This window comes from Enterobacter cloacae complex sp. 385G4 (assembly GCF_057320665.1).
In genome coordinates this window covers 149,003-165,300 of record NZ_JBXWDD010000005.1, presented here as the reverse complement: position 1 = coordinate 165,300, position 16,298 = coordinate 149,003, and the positions used below count along the sequence as shown (strand labels likewise).

15 protein-coding genes are annotated in these 16,298 nt (G+C 57.6%); 4 read left to right on the top strand and 11 right to left on the bottom strand.

Annotation, left to right across the window (positions count from 1 at the left end; genetic code table 11):
* Positions 1-47: 47 nt before the first annotated feature.
* Positions 48-1,046 carry an aldo/keto reductase gene (locus AC2FAJ_RS15355; RefSeq protein ID WP_193357855.1) on the bottom strand — a complete coding sequence of 333 codons (999 nt, stop codon included), beginning with the start codon at positions 1,044-1,046 and terminating at the stop codon, positions 48-50.
* Between the two features lie 207 nt (positions 1,047-1,253).
* Here AC2FAJ_RS15355 and nepI point away from each other — a divergent pair, with 207 nt between their 5' ends.
* Genes nepI through AC2FAJ_RS15340 form a run of 3 tightly spaced genes read left to right on the top strand, consistent with a single transcriptional unit; the run spans position 1,254 to position 3,014 of the window.
* A complete protein-coding gene (nepI, locus tag AC2FAJ_RS15350; RefSeq protein ID WP_485454293.1) occupies positions 1,254-2,444 on the top strand; it encodes a purine ribonucleoside efflux pump NepI in 1,191 nt (396 codons plus the stop codon).
* Positions 2,445-2,500: 56 nt separating this feature from the next.
* Positions 2,501-2,773, top strand: coding sequence for a type II toxin-antitoxin system Phd/YefM family antitoxin (locus tag AC2FAJ_RS15345; protein WP_045631197.1), 273 nt, complete (start codon positions 2,501-2,503; stop codon positions 2,771-2,773).
* Entirely contained in the window at positions 2,748-3,014 is a 267-nt protein-coding gene (locus tag AC2FAJ_RS15340) for a Txe/YoeB family addiction module toxin (protein ID WP_041911701.1), read from the top strand. Before AC2FAJ_RS15345 ends, AC2FAJ_RS15340 begins: the two co-directional genes overlap by 26 nt.
* A 1-nt stretch (position 3,015) precedes the next feature.
* Here AC2FAJ_RS15340 and AC2FAJ_RS15335 read toward each other — a convergent pair whose 3' ends face one another.
* The 6 genes from AC2FAJ_RS15335 to AC2FAJ_RS15310 form a co-directional block, all read right to left on the bottom strand.
* A complete protein-coding gene (locus AC2FAJ_RS15335) occupies positions 3,016-3,921 on the bottom strand; it encodes an EamA family transporter (RefSeq protein ID WP_045631198.1) in 906 nt (301 codons plus the stop codon).
* Positions 3,922-4,038: 117 nt separating this feature from the next.
* On the bottom strand, positions 4,039-5,418 hold the full coding sequence (locus tag AC2FAJ_RS15330) for a carbohydrate porin (protein ID WP_041911699.1): 1,380 nt from the start codon (positions 5,416-5,418) through the stop codon (positions 4,039-4,041).
* Between the two features lie 138 nt (positions 5,419-5,556).
* Positions 5,557-5,859 (bottom strand): PTS lactose/cellobiose transporter subunit IIA, encoded by a 303-nt coding sequence (locus tag AC2FAJ_RS15325; protein ID WP_028014979.1) that lies wholly within the window; start codon positions 5,857-5,859, stop codon positions 5,557-5,559.
* 5 nt (positions 5,860-5,864) lie between these two features.
* A complete protein-coding gene (locus tag AC2FAJ_RS15320) occupies positions 5,865-7,241 on the bottom strand; it encodes a glycoside hydrolase family 1 protein (RefSeq protein WP_485454292.1) in 1,377 nt (458 codons plus the stop codon).
* A gap of 17 nt (positions 7,242-7,258) precedes the next feature.
* The gene (locus AC2FAJ_RS15315) at positions 7,259-8,584 is read right to left on the bottom strand and encodes a PTS sugar transporter subunit IIC (protein WP_028014981.1); all 1,326 of its coding nucleotides are present in this window, start codon (positions 8,582-8,584) and stop codon (positions 7,259-7,261) included.
* Between the two features lie 11 nt (positions 8,585-8,595).
* A complete protein-coding gene (locus tag AC2FAJ_RS15310) occupies positions 8,596-8,910 on the bottom strand; it encodes a PTS sugar transporter subunit IIB (protein WP_014830072.1) in 315 nt (104 codons plus the stop codon).
* Positions 8,911-9,203: 293 nt separating this feature from the next.
* Here AC2FAJ_RS15310 and AC2FAJ_RS15305 point away from each other — a divergent pair, with 293 nt between their 5' ends.
* Positions 9,204-10,154, top strand: coding sequence for a LacI family DNA-binding transcriptional regulator (locus tag AC2FAJ_RS15305; protein WP_485454291.1), 951 nt, complete (start codon positions 9,204-9,206; stop codon positions 10,152-10,154).
* A 44-nt stretch (positions 10,155-10,198) separates the two neighbouring features.
* Here AC2FAJ_RS15305 and AC2FAJ_RS15300 read toward each other — a convergent pair whose 3' ends face one another.
* From AC2FAJ_RS15300 to AC2FAJ_RS15285, 4 genes are all read right to left on the bottom strand, one after another.
* Positions 10,199-10,495, bottom strand: a complete 297-nt coding sequence (locus AC2FAJ_RS15300; RefSeq protein WP_028014983.1) for a YicS family protein — start codon at positions 10,493-10,495, stop codon at positions 10,199-10,201.
* Between the two features lie 121 nt (positions 10,496-10,616).
* Positions 10,617-11,981, bottom strand: coding sequence for an efflux transporter outer membrane subunit (locus AC2FAJ_RS15295; RefSeq protein ID WP_252008779.1), 1,365 nt, complete (start codon positions 11,979-11,981; stop codon positions 10,617-10,619).
* Positions 11,981-15,091: an efflux RND transporter permease subunit gene (locus tag AC2FAJ_RS15290; protein WP_041911694.1), complete on the bottom strand. Its 3,111-nt coding sequence runs from the start codon at positions 15,089-15,091 to the stop codon at positions 11,981-11,983. The genes AC2FAJ_RS15295 and AC2FAJ_RS15290 overlap by 1 nt, the downstream gene beginning before the upstream one ends.
* Positions 15,091-16,212 carry an efflux RND transporter periplasmic adaptor subunit gene (locus tag AC2FAJ_RS15285; RefSeq protein WP_041911693.1) on the bottom strand — a complete coding sequence of 374 codons (1,122 nt, stop codon included), beginning with the start codon at positions 16,210-16,212 and terminating at the stop codon, positions 15,091-15,093. The genes AC2FAJ_RS15290 and AC2FAJ_RS15285 overlap by 1 nt, the downstream gene beginning before the upstream one ends.
* Positions 16,213-16,298: the final 86 nt, after the last annotated feature.

Genomic DNA, 16,298 nt, shown 5'->3' with positions numbered 1-16,298 from the left:
TATAAAAAAACCGGGGAAACCCGGTTTTTTATTTTCAAGATGCTGTATCAGGCATTCACGCCCTTCATACCCTCAGCAGAATAACGATCGCCTTTAATCGCTACCCGGCGATGAAGGTTGTTCAACGATTCGATATCGCTCTTCTCAAGCACAATATCGGCAGCGCGCGCGTTCTCGGCCAGATAGCTGACGTGCTTAGTACCCGGAATGGGAACCAGCCGATCGTATTGTGCTAACAACCAGGCAAGCGCAATCTGACCTGCGGTACAGCCGTATTTTGTCGCCAGCGGGGTAATGATATCGAGCAACTGGCGATTATGATCGAGGCTGGACTGAACAAATCGTTCGTTATTCTTGCGGAAATCACCTTCTGCAAAATCGTTGTTGTTCAGGTATTTTCCCGTCAGGAAGCCTCTGCCAAGAGGTGAGTAGGGCACCAGGCCGATACCTAGCGCTTTCACGACCGGCAAAATGTTTTCCTCGATGTCTCGTGTCCACAGAGAATATTCTGTTTGCAATGCGGTGACCGGATGCACCGCATGCGCCCGTTGCAGCGTTGAAGCCGACACTTCGCAAAGGCCGATGTGGTTGATCTTACCCTCTTTAACAAGGGTGCGCAGGCAATCCATACTCTCTTCGATCGGGGTTGCGTTACTCACCCTGTGAAGGTAAAAGAGGTCGATTCGCTCCACGCCAAGCCGCTTAAGGGATTCGTTACAGCAGCGGATGATATAGTCCGGCGTATTGTTGATGGTGCGGGCGTAGGAGTCGTCAGGAGAGCGATCGATGCCGCACTTCGTGGCGATTTTGAACTGGTCGCGAGTGTTTTTATCCAGCCCGGCAAGAAAGTGACCGATTAGCCTTTCATTATGGCCACGGCCATATAAATTTGCGGTATCAATAAACGTCACGTTCAGATCGATGAGGTTATGCAATACCTGCAGTGAGCCTTTGTCATCAGTCTGGCCATAAAATTCACTCAGACCCATGGCACCGTAGCCGATGGCACTGACGGTAAGATTTTGAGATAAAGTACGTGTTTTCATAGTTTCTCCTTTTCAGACCCTATGATTGTTTCACCTCAATTGTGGTTACTGAATTTTCATTTTCGTTATGCTGAAAAGGTATCAGTCACCGCCGCTCTACCTTCCGAATCATTAAAAACGACAAAAGTTGTCTAAACGTTAAATTCGTCACACTTTTGATGATAAACTGCGCGACTTTTCCGCACGTTATTATCTTCAGGTGATGCCATGACAGAACATATCCAGCCCACAACCAGACCGCAGACCAAAGAGGTGTCGCGCCCCAACTGGTCGGCGGTTTTCTCCGTGGCGTTCTGCGTCGCCTGCCTGATTACCGTTGAGTTTCTGCCGGTGAGCCTGCTGACGCCGATGGCGCAGGATCTGGGCATTTCCGAAGGCGTGGCGGGGCAGTCGGTCACCGTGACCGCGTTTGTGGCGATGTTCGCCAGCCTGTTTATCACCCAGGTCATTGGCACTATCGACCGCCGCAAAGTGGTCATTCTGTTCAGCGTGCTGCTGACGGCATCCTGCCTGCTGGTCTCCTTCGCGGAAAGCTTCACCCTGCTGCTGCTCGGTCGCGCCTGTTTGGGGCTGGGATTAGGCGGCTTCTGGGCGATGTCGGCCTCGCTGACCATGCGCCTTGTGCCCGCGCGCACCGTGCCAAAAGCGCTGTCCGTTATCTTCGGCGCGGTCTCTATTGCGCTGGTGATTGCCGCGCCGCTGGGCAGCTTCCTTGGAGGGATTATCGGCTGGCGTAACGTCTTTAACGCGGCGGCAGTGATGGGTGTGCTCTGCATTATCTGGGTGTGGAAGGCGCTGCCGTCCCTGCCGGGCGAAGCGGCGCACCACAAACAGAACATGTTCGTGCTGCTCAAGCGTCCGGGCGTGCTGGCGGGGATGACCGCCATCTTTATGGCCTTTGCCGGGCAGTTTGCCTTTTTCACCTACATCCGCCCGGTGTTTATGACCATGGCGGGCTTTGACGTGGACGGCCTGACGCTGGTGCTGCTGAGCTTCGGTATCGCCAGCTTTATCGGCACGTCGCTGTCGTCCCAGTTCCTGAAGCGCTCCCTGAAGGTGGCGCTGACGGGTGCGCCGTTGCTGCTGGCGGTGAGTGCCACGGTGCTGATTTTGTGGGGTAGCGACAAATGGGTTGCCTCGGCGATTGCGATTATCTGGGGCTTTGCCTTTGCGCTGGTACCGGTGGGCTGGTCGACGTGGATCACCCGAACGCTTGCCGATCAGGCGGAAAAAGCCGGGTCGATTCAGGTGGCGGTGATCCAGCTGGCGAACACCTGCGGCGCGGCCATTGGCGGCGTGGCGCTCGACCATCTGGGGCTGACGTCACCACTGGTGATTTCCGGTACGCTGATGCTGCTGACGGCACTGCTGGTGGCAGGGAAGGTGAAGGCGCGTTGATTGATAAACAGTCACTACATCGATATACTTGTACCGTAACTTGTACAGGAGGAAATATGCAGGTTGTGACGTTTACCGAAGCACGAAGCCGACTCAAAGATGTGTTGGACGACGTGAATGACAATGTGGAGACAACCATCATCAGCCGCCGAAACGGGGGGGATGCGGTGGTTATGTCTCTGCAGCACTACAACTCAATGATGGAAACCATCCATCTGATGAGTTCGCCTGCCAACGCCAGTCGACTGATGGAGTCAATCGCACAGGCAAATTCCGGAAAAACCACGCAGAGGGATCTGATAGATGACCAGGCTACTGATTTGGACTGATAACGGCTGGGATGATTACCTGTGGTGGCAGGAGCAGGATAAGAAAACGCTTCGCAGAATCAATAAATTGATTGAAGATGCGAAGCGTCAACCCTTCGATGGCCTGGGTAAGCCGGAACCGCTTAAAGGTAACCTTTCCGGATACTGGTCCCGCCGAATCAATGATACTGACCGTCTGGTTTACGGGGTGTCGGATAGCGCTCTTACTATTTTAATGTGCCGCTACCACTATTATTCGTAGATCACGCCGATGTCCTCATCCGTCTTCTCGAATCCATCGAAATCAACACCACTGACGACACAATCAATAGCGTTCCCAGCCAGTCCGGCAGGGTGAAGGCCACCCCCAGCAGGATCACCGACAGTAACGCGCTGCTCAACGGCTCGGCGCAGCTCAGAATGCTCGCCTTCGGCCCGCCGATCATCTGTGCGCCTTTCAGGTACAGGCTGAACGTCAGCGCGGTGCCAATCACCACCAGATAGAAAAATGCCAGCAGCAGGCTGCCGTCGATCACGAAGGTGGTACCGCGTCCGGCGTAGAACGGCGTCAGCATTAATCCGGCAATCAACATACTCCAGCCGACAATCGGCAATGTGCCGTAGCGGGCAATCAGCGTTGACGGATAGGTGGTGTAAAACGCGGCGGCAAACGCCGAGGCGATGCCGAAGAACAGCGCGGCTGGCGAGATGGAGAGCGAGGTTGGGTCGCCGTGGGTCACCAGCAGGAACGTCCCGACAAGCGAGGTCACAATCGCGGACAGAACAAACACGCCGGGGCGCGTTTTCCGCGCCAGCGCAAACCACGCCACAATGATGGTCGGTGACAGGAACTGGAGCACGGTCGCCGTAGCGGCGTTGGATTTTTCAATCGTCAGCAGGAAGGTGAGCTGCACGGTGAGCGCGCCGACCAGCGAGAAAAACAGCAGACTGAGGGCGTCTTTACGATGCTTGATGATCGAGAAAATCTTGTCGCCGTGAACGAAGGAGAGCGTCAGCAGGATCACGCCGGTAAACAGCAGGCGAACCATGGTCAGGTAAGGCGAAGAAATGTGGCTTTTCTCCATGATGTACTGCGCGCAAACGCCGGAACTGCCCCATAAAACGGCGGCGATCAGGACGTTCAGCATCCCTTTACGTGTGGAACCCATTTTCTCCCCTGCTATGTTGTCGTTAATTGGCCAACAGCATAGCATGGTTGTGTGCGGCTTGATGCCCTCACCCCCGTAGGCCGGGTAAGCGTAGCGCCACCCGGCATGTTGTTGACCTTAGAACCACGCCTCCCACATCGCGCCGACGTTGAAGTCGTCGAGCGTCTCGTCTTTGGTATTGTTCACGCGCGCGGTGCGTTCATTATCCACTTTGCCGCCGGTGACGTAGAAGCGCAGCATCGGACGGAACTCAGGCCCCATGGCGATAGACATGTTCTGCGACAGGGTCAGCTTCCAGCCCTTGTTGTCGCCGCCGTTATCGTAGTCAACGTGCTGCCAGCCTGCTTCCAGCCAGGTGGAGTGAACGTCGTTCCACCAGTGCATCGGGCGCACGATGGCGTTGTAGTTCTTGCGGTTATCAGTCTTATCGCGGCTGTTGTCGTAGTCGTGGAAGGCGAGGATGTACTCCACCTGCGTGGCCTGGGTGAATTTATACAGCCCTTCGAAGCTGGCGTAGACCGTGGTCAGATCTTCGGTTTTGTTGAACACGCTGTTGTCCGCGTTATCGGAGTAGCGGGCGATCACCTTGTTCACGCCGCTGTCGTTGGTGTGGCTCAGCACCACGCCGCCCTGCCAGGCGTTCAGACGCTCGTCGCTCTCCACCGCTTTGGAGTCAAAGCCGTAGTTGGCGTACAGCTCCATGTCGATCGGGCCGAGCTTCATGCCGTGGATTTTGGAGGTCGCGGCGTAGTTGCCCTTGTCGCCCGTGCCGGAACCGCCGGTACAGGTGATGCGCGACGGGTTCGCTTCGTCTTCCATCACTTCCGGGCTACAGGATTCGACTGCCGCCACGGCAGCCACGTCAAACTGCACGCCGCCGATGTCAAAGTTCTTCACGCCTGCGCCCTGGCCGTCGTGGTTCATCCAGAAGTAATCGTTGATGCCCTGCTGCGGACGCTGGTGGAAATCACGACCAGCCCAGAAGTAGGCATTTGGGTTGGAGGCCATAATGTTGGTCACCCCCGCGTAGGCTTTTTTCAGGTTAACCTCGTCGCCCCAGTGGTCGATCATCACGTTGATGTCCCAGATGGCGCCGTTGTCCCCTTTGAAGGCCTTGGAAAGCTGGAATTCCCCGCCGTTACCTTCGTTACCCAGACGACCAATCGCGGACGCGCCGTTGTACGAGCCGTCCACCGCCACGTATTTCTGATCGGCGGCCTGGAAGTGCGCGCCGTAGCGGGCGTAGCCGGTGAATTTAATGCCGAACGGGATCGCCATATCCGGGGATTGCGCCGCGCTTTGCGGCTCGGTTACCACGTCCGCTTTTTTCGCAACCGCCGCATCCATTTTGGCCTGACGCTCGGCCAGAGCTTTATCTACCGCTTTCGCCACAATGGCGTCGATTTGCTCCTGGGTAAATTCTTGTGCGAGTACGGAAATTGGGCAAAGCGCGGCGATAACCGCCATGGTTAATGGAAGTTTTTTAATCGTATTCATGGTTATCTCAATATAGTTTAATTTTATTCAGACAATAACCATCCCGCTCCGATCTGACAGAGTATGTCGCTATCATCAGAACAAGTGGATCTCTATTTAGGGTACAGAGGTATTACATTAACTTTATTTCGCCATAGACTATCTCTGATATAAATGAATAATTTCTTCAGACAGTTCACGCGCTAATAAGGAATTCATTAAATGATCCTGCGCGTGCACCATGATTAACGTCATCGGCTGGCGGCCTTCGCCCGCATCCTGCTCGATCAGTTTGGTCTGCATCTTGTGCGCCTGGCGCGCGTAGCCGTCGGCTTCGTGCAGCAGGCTTTTGGCCTCGTCAAAGTTGCCCTGACGCGCCGCGTGCAGCGCTTCAAAGCACAGGCTGCGGGACTGTCCGGCGTTGACGATAATTTCCATTACGGCTTCTTCTAGTGCGATCATCATTATTACTCTTTTTCAAAACTATTATTTAAGGCGGTGGCGGCAAACCACTCTCCGCTTTTCTTAATGGTGCGCTGCTGCGTCTCTAAATCAAGCTGGATAAATCCGTAGCGGTTTTTATAGGCATTACACCACGACCAGTTATCAATAAATGTCCACATATGGTAGCCAAGGCAATTGCACCCTTCGCTAATACCTTTGTGCAGCCACGTTAAATGCTCAGAAATAAACTCGATGCGGTATTGATCGTTAATCTGGCCATTTTCAATAAAGCGCTGTTCATTTTCGACGCCCATGCCGTTTTCAGAAATAAAGCAGCGAGGGTTGTCGTAATTGTCGCGCAGGTTAACCAGAATATCGTAAATACCCGGCGCGTAGATTTCCCAGCCGCGGTACGGATTCATCTTGCGGCCCGGCATCTCGTAGTTATCAAAGAACCACTCCGGCATAAACGGCGCCTGCGGGTTCACCGCGCTGTCGCGACACTTCACGCGGCGCGGCTGATAGTAGTTCACGCCGAGCAGGTCGATTTTCCCTTCCGCAATCAGGAAGCCGTCTTCCGGCTTGCAGGCGGGCAACTGATCGTAGGATTTCAGCAACGCCACCAGGTCGGCCGGATACTCCCCGCGCAGTACCGGGTCAAGGAAGCTGCGGTTAAACATCAGGTCCGCGATGTGTGCCGCCTTCACGTCCGCCGGGTTCTGCGAGCGCGGGTAGGACGGCGTCAGGTTCAGCACGATGCCGATCTCACCCGCGTAATGTCCGGCGCGGTAGGCCTGAACCGCCTTCGCGTGGGCCAGCACGGTGTGATACGCCACGGTGGCCGCCCGGCGGAAATCCACCACGTTAGGATAGTGGAAGTCGTACAGATAACCGCCCTCCACCGGGACGATCGGCTCGTTGAAGGTAAACCAGTGCAGTACGCGGTCGCCAAACAGCTCGAAGCAGATCTGCGCATAGCGGGCGTAAGCGTCCACCACGTCACGGTTTTCCCAGCCGCCGATCTCCTGCATCGCCATCGGCATGTCGAAGTGGAACAGGGTGATAAACGGCGTGATGCCCTGTTCATTCAGCTCATCAATGACCTGATTGTAAAAATCGACCGCTTCCGGGTTCACTTCACCGATACCGTCGGGGATCAGGCGTGCCCAGCTAATCGAGGTACGAAAGCTGTTGTGGTTCAGCTGCTTTAACAGCTGAATGTCCGTTTTCCAGTTTTGATAAAACGTGGAGGTCTGCTGCGGCCCCACGCCGTTGTGAAAACGGTTCGGCTCGCGGGCAAACCAGTAATCCCATGTGGTTTCCCCCTCTCTTGCTCCTTCGGTCTGGAGAGCGGAGCTTGCGCTGCCCCACCAGAAGTTATCGGGAAATGCGTATTTCATGTCCTTTCCTCTTTGACTTAATTGCTTGCGGCTTCAGCGGTACCGACGGTTGCCTGGGCTTTCTGCTCTTCGTTTTTCATCAGCGTACGCTCATAGGCGCGCAGGAACGGCAGGTACATCAGCGCGGACATCACCATACAAACCAGGCACATTATCACCGGACTGAGCGCCCAGTTTGCCGCCCATGAGGCACCAATCGGCGCGGGGGTGGTCCACGGGGTTAATGACACCACCTGAGCCAGCCAGCCGAGCTTCGTTGCGCCGTACGCCAGGCAGGCATTGACCAGCGGAACAAACACGAACGGGATAAACAGCATCGGGTTCATGATGATCGGCGCGCCGAACAGAATCGGCTCATTGATGTTAAAGAAGCTCGGCACAATGCCCATTTTGCCGATGGTGCGCAGGTGCGTGGCGCGGCTGCGCAGCAGCAGGAACGCCAGCGGCAGCGTGGAGCCTACGCCACCAATCAGCAGGTAGTGATCCCAGAAGCCCTGCAGGTAAACGTGCGGCAGTGCCGCGCCTGCGGCGAGCGCCGCCTGGTTTGCGGAGAGGTTCGCCATCCAGAACGGATTCATGATGCCGGTGACAATCAGCGAGCCGTGAATACCGGCAAACCAGAAGATCTGGCACAGCAGCACGGAGAGCAGTATCGCGGGCAGGGAGTCGGATGCGGATACCAGCGGCTCCAGCAGGTGCATGATCGCCTGCGGGATGATCATTCCGGTCTGCGCTTCAATGAACAGGTTCAGCGGGTGCAGCGTACCGATCACCACCATCACCGGGATCAGGATCTCAAACGAACGCGCCACGCCGGTGGGCACTTCCTTCGGCAGGCGGATGGTCACATTGTTCTGCTTCAGCCACGCATAGACGCGGGTGGCGTAAATCGCGGTGATAAGCGCGGTAAAGATGCCCTGACCGGAGAGATACTGGGTCGAGATTTTACCGTCGGCATACGGCGCGGCGACCAGCAGGAAGGCCATAAAGGCCAGCAGGCCGGACATCACCGGGTCGAGGTTAAACTGACGCCCCAGGCTCGCCCCAATCCCCACCGAAATGAAGAAGGTCATCACGCCCATGCTGAGGTTAAACGGCAGCATCAGCTGTTCGCGGTAGGTCTGGGAGAAATCCAGCCAGCCGCGGGCGAAGCTGTTGGTGGTATCCGCCGAGAACGGCGGGAAAATGAACACCAGCATAAACGAGCCGATGATCATAAACGGTAGCGCGGCGGTAAAGCCGTCGCGGATGGCAATCACATACTTTTGCTGGCCGAGCTTCGCGGCCAGCGGGGTAATTGACTGCTCAATCACCGCGACCATGGATTGATATAACGAACTCATGTGAACACCTTTTAGTGTGCCGCTTCGATGAGCGACAGAGCATAGTCCAGTACTTTATCGCCACGCTGCATGCCGTAGTCCATCATGTCGATGGGCTGCACCGGAATGCCTTTCGTAGCCGCCTTGTCTGAGAGTGTCTGTAACATGTATTTCACTTGCGGTCCGAGAAGTACCACCTGGTATTGCGGAAACTGCGTATCAAATTCGGAAACACCGTACGCATCAATCTTCACCGGCAAACCACGTTCTTTCGCGACATCGACCATTTTGCTGACCAGCAGGCTGGTGGACATCCCGGCAGAGCAACACAGCATAATCTTGAACATCGACAACCATCCTCTAAATGTAAATAGTTATTGCGAGGATGATTGGACATGATACGGAAACCGGTTTCCATTTATAAAAAGCAGAACTGTGATAACCATCAAGATCCAATGCTTATGAGGCTGATTAACCGGATGTGTGTCACATAATTTGGCTGTTTTGACATCATTTTGAGTGGAAACGGAAAATCGGTTTCCATGAAAAACGGAAACGGATATACTCCGTTCTGGCTATAATGTGAGCCGTAGCGGTTATGGAATTTGCAGGCGCGAGGTTAGCCTGCCAGGGGAAAGAGATGTCGACAATCAATGATGTATCACGTCTGGCCGGGGTGTCTAAAGCCACGGTATCGCGAGTGTTGAGTGGGTCACGTGGCGTTAAGGAAGCCAGCCGTCAGGCCGTGCTGAAGGCGGTGGATGAGCTGAACTACCGGCCTAACGTGATTGCCCAGTCGCTGCTGAGCCAGTCGACGGGCTGCATTGGGGTGATTTGCGCGCAGGAAAACATTAACCAGACCACCGGGTATCTTTACGCGCTGGAAAAACAGCTCAGCCAGCACCAAAAACACCTGCTGCTGCGCTTCGCCCATAGCAAAGCGGAAGTGATGCACGCCCTTGAAGAACTCTCCTGCGGCCTGTGTGATGACATTCTGGTGATTGGCGCCCGTTTCCCGCTGGACGTGGATATGGACAACGTCATCCTGGTGGACTGCATGGAAGCTGATAACTCCAACAGCATTCAGTTCGATCACGCCTTTGCCGCCGAAACCGCCTGTAACTATCTGACCAGCCAGGGGCGTCGCCAGATTGCGCTGATCCACCCGCACGGCAGCGGGTTTGCCGACCAGGTGCTGCTCGGCTATAAGCACGCGCTGGAGAAAAATTTCCTGCCCTTTAATCGCAACCTCGTCTTTATGGACGCGACCTCCTCGTCCGTTGCGCTTCAGGAATTACTCAACAATGCGTCCACGCTGAACTTCAACGCGCTGCTGGTGGCGGATGAGCAGGAAGCCCAGCGGGTGATCCCGCAGCTGCAGGCGTTTAATAAATCCGTACCGGACGACATTATGGTCTTTAGCCTGGCCGGATCGCTGCACCTGCCGGGTATTCCGGTGATCCCGGCGATTGAATATTCAATGGATGCCATGGCGTCACGCATTGTGAGCTGGCTGACGGAGAAAACGCAGATGCTCGGGTCCTATGTTCTGCGCGGGGATCTCATCATTCCGGACGTGCGGAAGCGTTAAAACATTTTCCAGGCCGGGTAAGCGCAGCGCCACCCGGCGAGAACTCAATAATCTTCCAGACAATCCACCTGACCAACCGCAGCCCAGTAGGCGTCCAGGTTGTCGCGCTTCACGGCGGTGATGGCGTTTTTGATCAGCAGCTGATTGGCCTCGGACGACAAAATCATCTCCTGCCAGGCCTTATCGCTCTGCTTTTTCTGTGGCGTACAGGTTTTCTTAATATCTTTCAGGACCTGCTGCTTAATCTGCGCCTCTTTCGCCGGATCGTCCTTTTCCTGAGCATGGACAAACGCGGCGAAGAGCAGACAAACCAGCAGGCAGACCAGGTGCGCAGCTTTCATCAACAACCCCCTTTAGACGTCACAGGCTTCCCATGAAATATATCGTTACATTCAGTGTAGCGATTCCAGTCGAAAGTATGATTTTCTCTTTTCTGCGCATGAGAATCGCCCACCGATAAGGTTACTGGATCCCCCCGCCCAGCGACTGCCACAGCGTGATGCGGTTCTCCAGGTCGGTTTGCTGCAGCGCAATCAGCGATTCCTGCGCCGACCACAGCGACCGCTGTGCGGTCAGTACCGTCAGATAATCCCCCGCGCCCGCCTTATAGCTGCGCGTTGCCACATCCAGCGTTTTTTGCTCGGCCGCCACGTATTCTCGCTGGGCATCAAGCTGCTCGCTGAGCGTTTCACGGCGCGCCAGCGCGTCGGCCACGTCTTTAAACGCGCTCTGGATGGCTTTTTCGTAGGTCGCAATTAACCCTTTTTTCTCGGCTTCTGCATAACGCAGCTGCGCCAGATTGTTGCCACCGCTGAACAGCGGCAGGGTGATGGACGGCGCGAATGACCAGACCTTCATCCCGTGGCTGAACAGGGAGGAGAGCGAGTCGCTGCCGACGCCCGCGCTGGCGGTCAGTGAAATGGTCGGGAAGAAGTTGGCGCGCGCCGCGCCGATATTGGCGTTGGCGCTCAGCAGGTTATGCTCGGCTTCCTGAATGTCCGGGCGACGCAGCAGCGCGCTGGAGCTGACGCCCGCCGGGATCAGCGTGATGGCGTTATCGCTCAGGCTCTCCAGCGTGCCCGGCAGCAGGTTGTCCGGCACCGTGTCGCCCGCAAGCAGATTGAGGGCGTTTTTGTCCTGCATTACCTGCGTCCGGTAGCTCGCTACGCTGGCGCGCGCCTGCTGGTAAACCGCCATCGCTTCACTGACGTCCGTAGCCGCCGCGACGCCCACTTCCTGCTGGCGCTTCACAATCTTCAGCGAGTTTGCCGCGCTCTCCATTGTGGATTTCGCCAGCGCCAGGTTGCTGTTATCCGCCGCCAGCGTCACCCAGGCCGTGGTCAGCTCGCTAACCATCGTCAGGCGCGTGTTCTGCGCGGTGAACTCGCTGGCAAGCCAGGTTTCACGCGCGGCGCGGGAGAGGCTCTGGTTCCGGCCAAACAGATCCAGCTCGAAGCTGGAGACCGCGCCGTTGGCTTCGTCGCTTGTCGCAACGCCGCTTGCCAGCGTGCGGCTGCGGGTGTGGCTCAGTTCTGCATCCACCGTCGGGAACAGGGACGAACGCGTTTCACCGTACTGTGCGCGGGCGGCGTCGATATCCGCGATCGCTTTTTGCACGTCGCGGTTGCTGTTCAGCGCCATCTTCACCACGCTTTTCAGCCTCGCGTCGTTCATCACCTGCTGCCACTGGCTCACCACGGCGGTGGCTTCGCCGTGCGCGCCGGGCAAGGTCGCCGGGACGGGAGCGTCCGGGCGTTGATAGGTAGGGTCTAACGACACACACCCTGCGCTCAGCAGGGCTAACGCTAAAACAGTGACACGAAACATTATGACCTCCGGTTCGCGTGTTTACCGGAGAACAGACGTTTCACCAGTACAAAGAATAAAGGGACGAAGAAGATCGCCAGCAGCGTCGCGGCCAGCGTTCCGCCGATAATGCCAGTACCAATTGCCACGCGGCTGTTGGCACCGGCACCGGTTGCAACGGCCAGCGGCGTCACCCCTGCGATAAACGCCAGCGACGTCATGATGATGGGACGCAGACGCGTCTGGGCGGCACGCAGGGCGGCGCGCGTCAGGGAGTAACCTTCTGCAACTTTGGCTTCGGCAAACTCGACAATCAGGATGGCGTTCTTCGACGACAGGCCGATAGTGGTGAGCAGCGCCACCTGGAAGTAGACGTCATTGCTCAGGCCGCGCAGGGAGGCGGCAAGCGCCGCACCCAGCACCCCAAGCGGGATCACCAGGATGACCGAAATCGGCACCGACCAGCTTTCATACAGCGCCGCCAGACAAAGGAACACAACCAGGATCGAGAGGGCATAAAGGCTCATTGCCTGACCGCTCGCCAGTTTTTCCTGTAAGGACAAACCGCTCCACGCCCAGGTGCTGCCGGACGGCAGGCTGTTTGCCAGCTGCTCCATTTTGCTCATCGCCGTGCCGGAGCTCGCGCCGCTGGCGTTTTCGCCCTGTATCTCATACGCCGCCGAGCCGTTGTAGCGCACCAGGCTTTCCGGGCCATACTCCCAGCGCGTGGTGGCGAAGGCGGAGAACGGGGTCATGGTGCTGTCGCTGCCGCGCACATACCATTTGTTGAGATCGGACGGCACGGCGCGATAGTCGCTGTCGCCCTGGATGTAGACCTTTTTCACGCGGCCGCGATCGATAAAGTCGTTCACGTAGGTCCCGCCCCAGGCGCTGGAGAGGGTGTCGGTGACGTCGCTCAGGGACAGCCCCAGCGACACGGCCTTGTTGTTGTCGATATCCACCTGAAGCTGCGGCATCTGCGGCAGATCGTTGGCGCGCACGGCGTGCAGCGAGCTGTCCTGGTTGGCTTCGCCAATCAGCTGGTTACGCAGTTTCAGCAGCGCATCGCGGTCGGTGCCGCCGCTGGCCATCAGCTCAAAGGTAAAGCCGTTGCTCTGGCCTAAACCATCCACCGCCGGGGGCGTCATGGCGAAAATGGTGGCATCCCGAATGGTGCTCAGCTCCTGCGTGGCGCGCAGGGCAATGGCCTGAGCGGTGTTTTCCTCGCCTTTACGCTCTGACCAGTTTTTCAGGGAGACGAACGCCATCCCGGCGTTCTGACCGCTGCCGCTGAAGCTAAAGCCTTCAATGGTAAAGATCACGTTGGTATTGGCTTTCTCTTTGGTGAGGAACCACTCGCGCACCTGGCGGCTGACTTCGGCGGTACGTACCGTCGTCGCGCCGGCTGGCAGGGTGTACTGCACCATGATTTCGCCCTGGTCTTCCGTCGGCAGGAAGCTGCCCGGCAGCTTAAGCATGGCGAAGCCCATCGCGCCGCAGAGCAGGGCGTAGATCGCCAGCATGCCGCCGGAACGGCGCAGAGCGCGCAGCACCTTGTTCTGATAGCCGTGCTCGGTCCTGCTGTAGAAGCGGTTGAACGCGCCGAAGAAGCCCTTTTTGTGCGGCGCAGTGTGGCTCAGAATCGAGCCGCAGAGCGCGGGCGTCAGGGTCAACGCCACCACCACGGAGAGGAACATCGCCGAAATGATGGTGACCGAGAACTGACGGTAAATGACCCCGGTAGAGCCGCCGAAGAAGGCCATCGGCAGGAATACCGCAGAGAGCACCAGCGCAATGGCGATCAGCGCGCCGGAGATTTCGCCCATCGATTTCTCGGTGGCTTCCCGGGCGGGCAGCCCCTCGTCGCGCATAATACGCTCGACGTTTTCCACCACCACGATGGCGTCATCCACCAAAAGCCCAATCGCCAGCACCATCGCAAACAGCGTCAGGGTATTGATGGAGTAGCCGAACAGCGCCAGCACGCCGAAGGTACCCAGCAGAACGACAGGTACCGCCAACGCGGGGATCAGCGTCGCGCGGATGTTTTGCAGGAACAGGTACATCACCACCACCACGAGGACAATGGCTTCGAACAGGGTCTGAATCACGTCCTCAACGGAGATCTTGATGAACTCGGTGCTGTCCTTCGGGTAGGCCACGTCGTAGCCTTCCGGCATCGACTTTTTGAACTCGGCAATCTTGTCTTTCACCGCCGTCGCAGTGTTGAGCGCGTTCGCACCCGGTGAGAGCATGACTGCCATACCCGCCGCCGGGTGGCCGTTGAGCTTCGCAGTGGCGGTATAATCTTCGCTGCCCATCTCCACGCGGGCGACATCGCTGATGCGCACCACCGCGCCGTTGGACTGGCTCTTCACAATGATGTTTTTAAACTGATCCACCGTCTGCAGGCGCGACTGGGCGCGGACGGTGGCGGTCAGCTGCTGGGCGTTCGACGAGGGCAGCGCGCCGATTTTACCGGCGGAGACCTGCACGTTCTGCGCTTCAATCGCGCTCTGCACGTCGGACGGCATCAGCGAGTAGGACGCCAGCTTCGCCGGATCGAGCCAGATGCGCATCGCGTATTCCGCCCCGAACACCTGCAGGCTCCCGACGCCTTCCACGCGCGCCAGCGGATCCTGCATATTACTCACCAGCCAGTCGGCAATATCCGAGCTGCTGGCGGTGTCGGTTTTATCGTACACGCCCATGATCAGCAGGAAGTTGCTCTGGGATTTTTCGACGGTGATCCCGGACTGCTGCACCTCGGTGGGCAGGCGCGATTCCGCCTGCTGGACTTTGTTCTGCACCTGCACCTGAGCGGTGTCCGGGTCAGTGCCCTGCTCGAAGGTGACGGTAATGCTCACCGATCCGTCCGAGCTGCTGGTGGAGGTGAAGTAGAGCAGGTTATCCAGCCCGGTCAGCTGCTGCTCGATCACCTGCGTCACGCTGTTTTCCAGCGTTTGCGCGGAGGCACCGGTATAGGTGGCGGAGATTTTGATCGACGGCGGCGCAACGTCCGGGTACTGCGCGACCGGCAGCGTGCGGATGGCCAGCATCCCGGCGAGCATGATAAGAATAGCGATAACCCAGGCAAAGACCGGGCGACGCACGAAGAAACGGGAAAACATCAGGCGTTTCCTCCGTTGGCTTTCATCTCTTCGGCCTTCACTTCCTGCCCGGCGGTGACTTTGTCAGTACCTTCCACAATCAGCCTGTCGCCCGCCTTCAGCCCGCTCAGCACCAGCCATTTGTCGCCGTAGGTGTCCCCCGTTTCCAGCTGACGCTGCTCGACCTTGTTGCTGGCATTGACCACCAGAGCGGTAGCGGTGCCTTTGGCGTCACGGGTGATGCCCTGCTGCGGCGCGAGGATCGCGTCGCTCATGACGCCTTCATCCACCCTGGCGCGGACAAACATGCCCGGCAGGAGCTGATGCTGCGGGTTCGGGAAGACGGCGCGCAGCGTGACCGAGCCGGTTGATTCATCCACCGCCACTTCGGTTAACGCCAGGCGGCCTTTCTCGCTGTAGGTGCTGCCGTCTTCGAGGATTAACGACACGCTTAGCGTATCGCTATTGGTGGCAAGGGTTTGCTTGCGTAAACGCAGCAGATCGGCGCTGGAACGGGTTAAGTCGACGTACATGCTGTCCAGCCCGCGAATGGTGGCGAGCGCGGTATCCTGCTGGGCGGTGACCAGCGCGCCGGGGGTGACGGAGGAGATGCCGATGCGTCCGGCAATCGGCGCGGTGACGGTGGTCCAGTTGAGGTTAATGCGCGCGCTCTCCTGCGCGGCCTTCTTTGATTCAACGCTGGCCTTGTCCTGCCCGCAGGTGGACTTCGCGTCTTCTGCGTCCTGACGCGACACGCCGTCGTCTTTCACCAGCTGCGCATAGCGCTGGGCTTTCTGGCAGTCGGCCTGCACCAGCGCCTGGGCCTGTTTCAGCGCCGCGGCGGCTTCATCAAACGCCGCGCGGTAGCTGGAAGGGTCAATTTGATACAGCGCCTGTCCGGCCTTCACGGTATCGCCTTCGGTAAACAACCTCTTCTGAATAATGCCGCCCACCTGCGGGCGCACTTCGGCGCTCATGGCGGCGGTGGTGCGGCCCGTGAGCTCGCTGACGACGGAGACCGGCTGGCTCATGAGGGTGACAATCCCCACATCCGGAAGAGGATGCTGGGGAGCAGATGTTTGCGCATTATCGCACCCGGTCAGGAGGAGTAATGCCGCGATGGAGGTTGTTATGGTTTTCATAATCTTTTTCCAGGGTGAACGATGCCTGCCCTGTTAAAGGATCAACAGGGAGGGGGGCTATTTAAAGGCACAGCGATACCGCATCT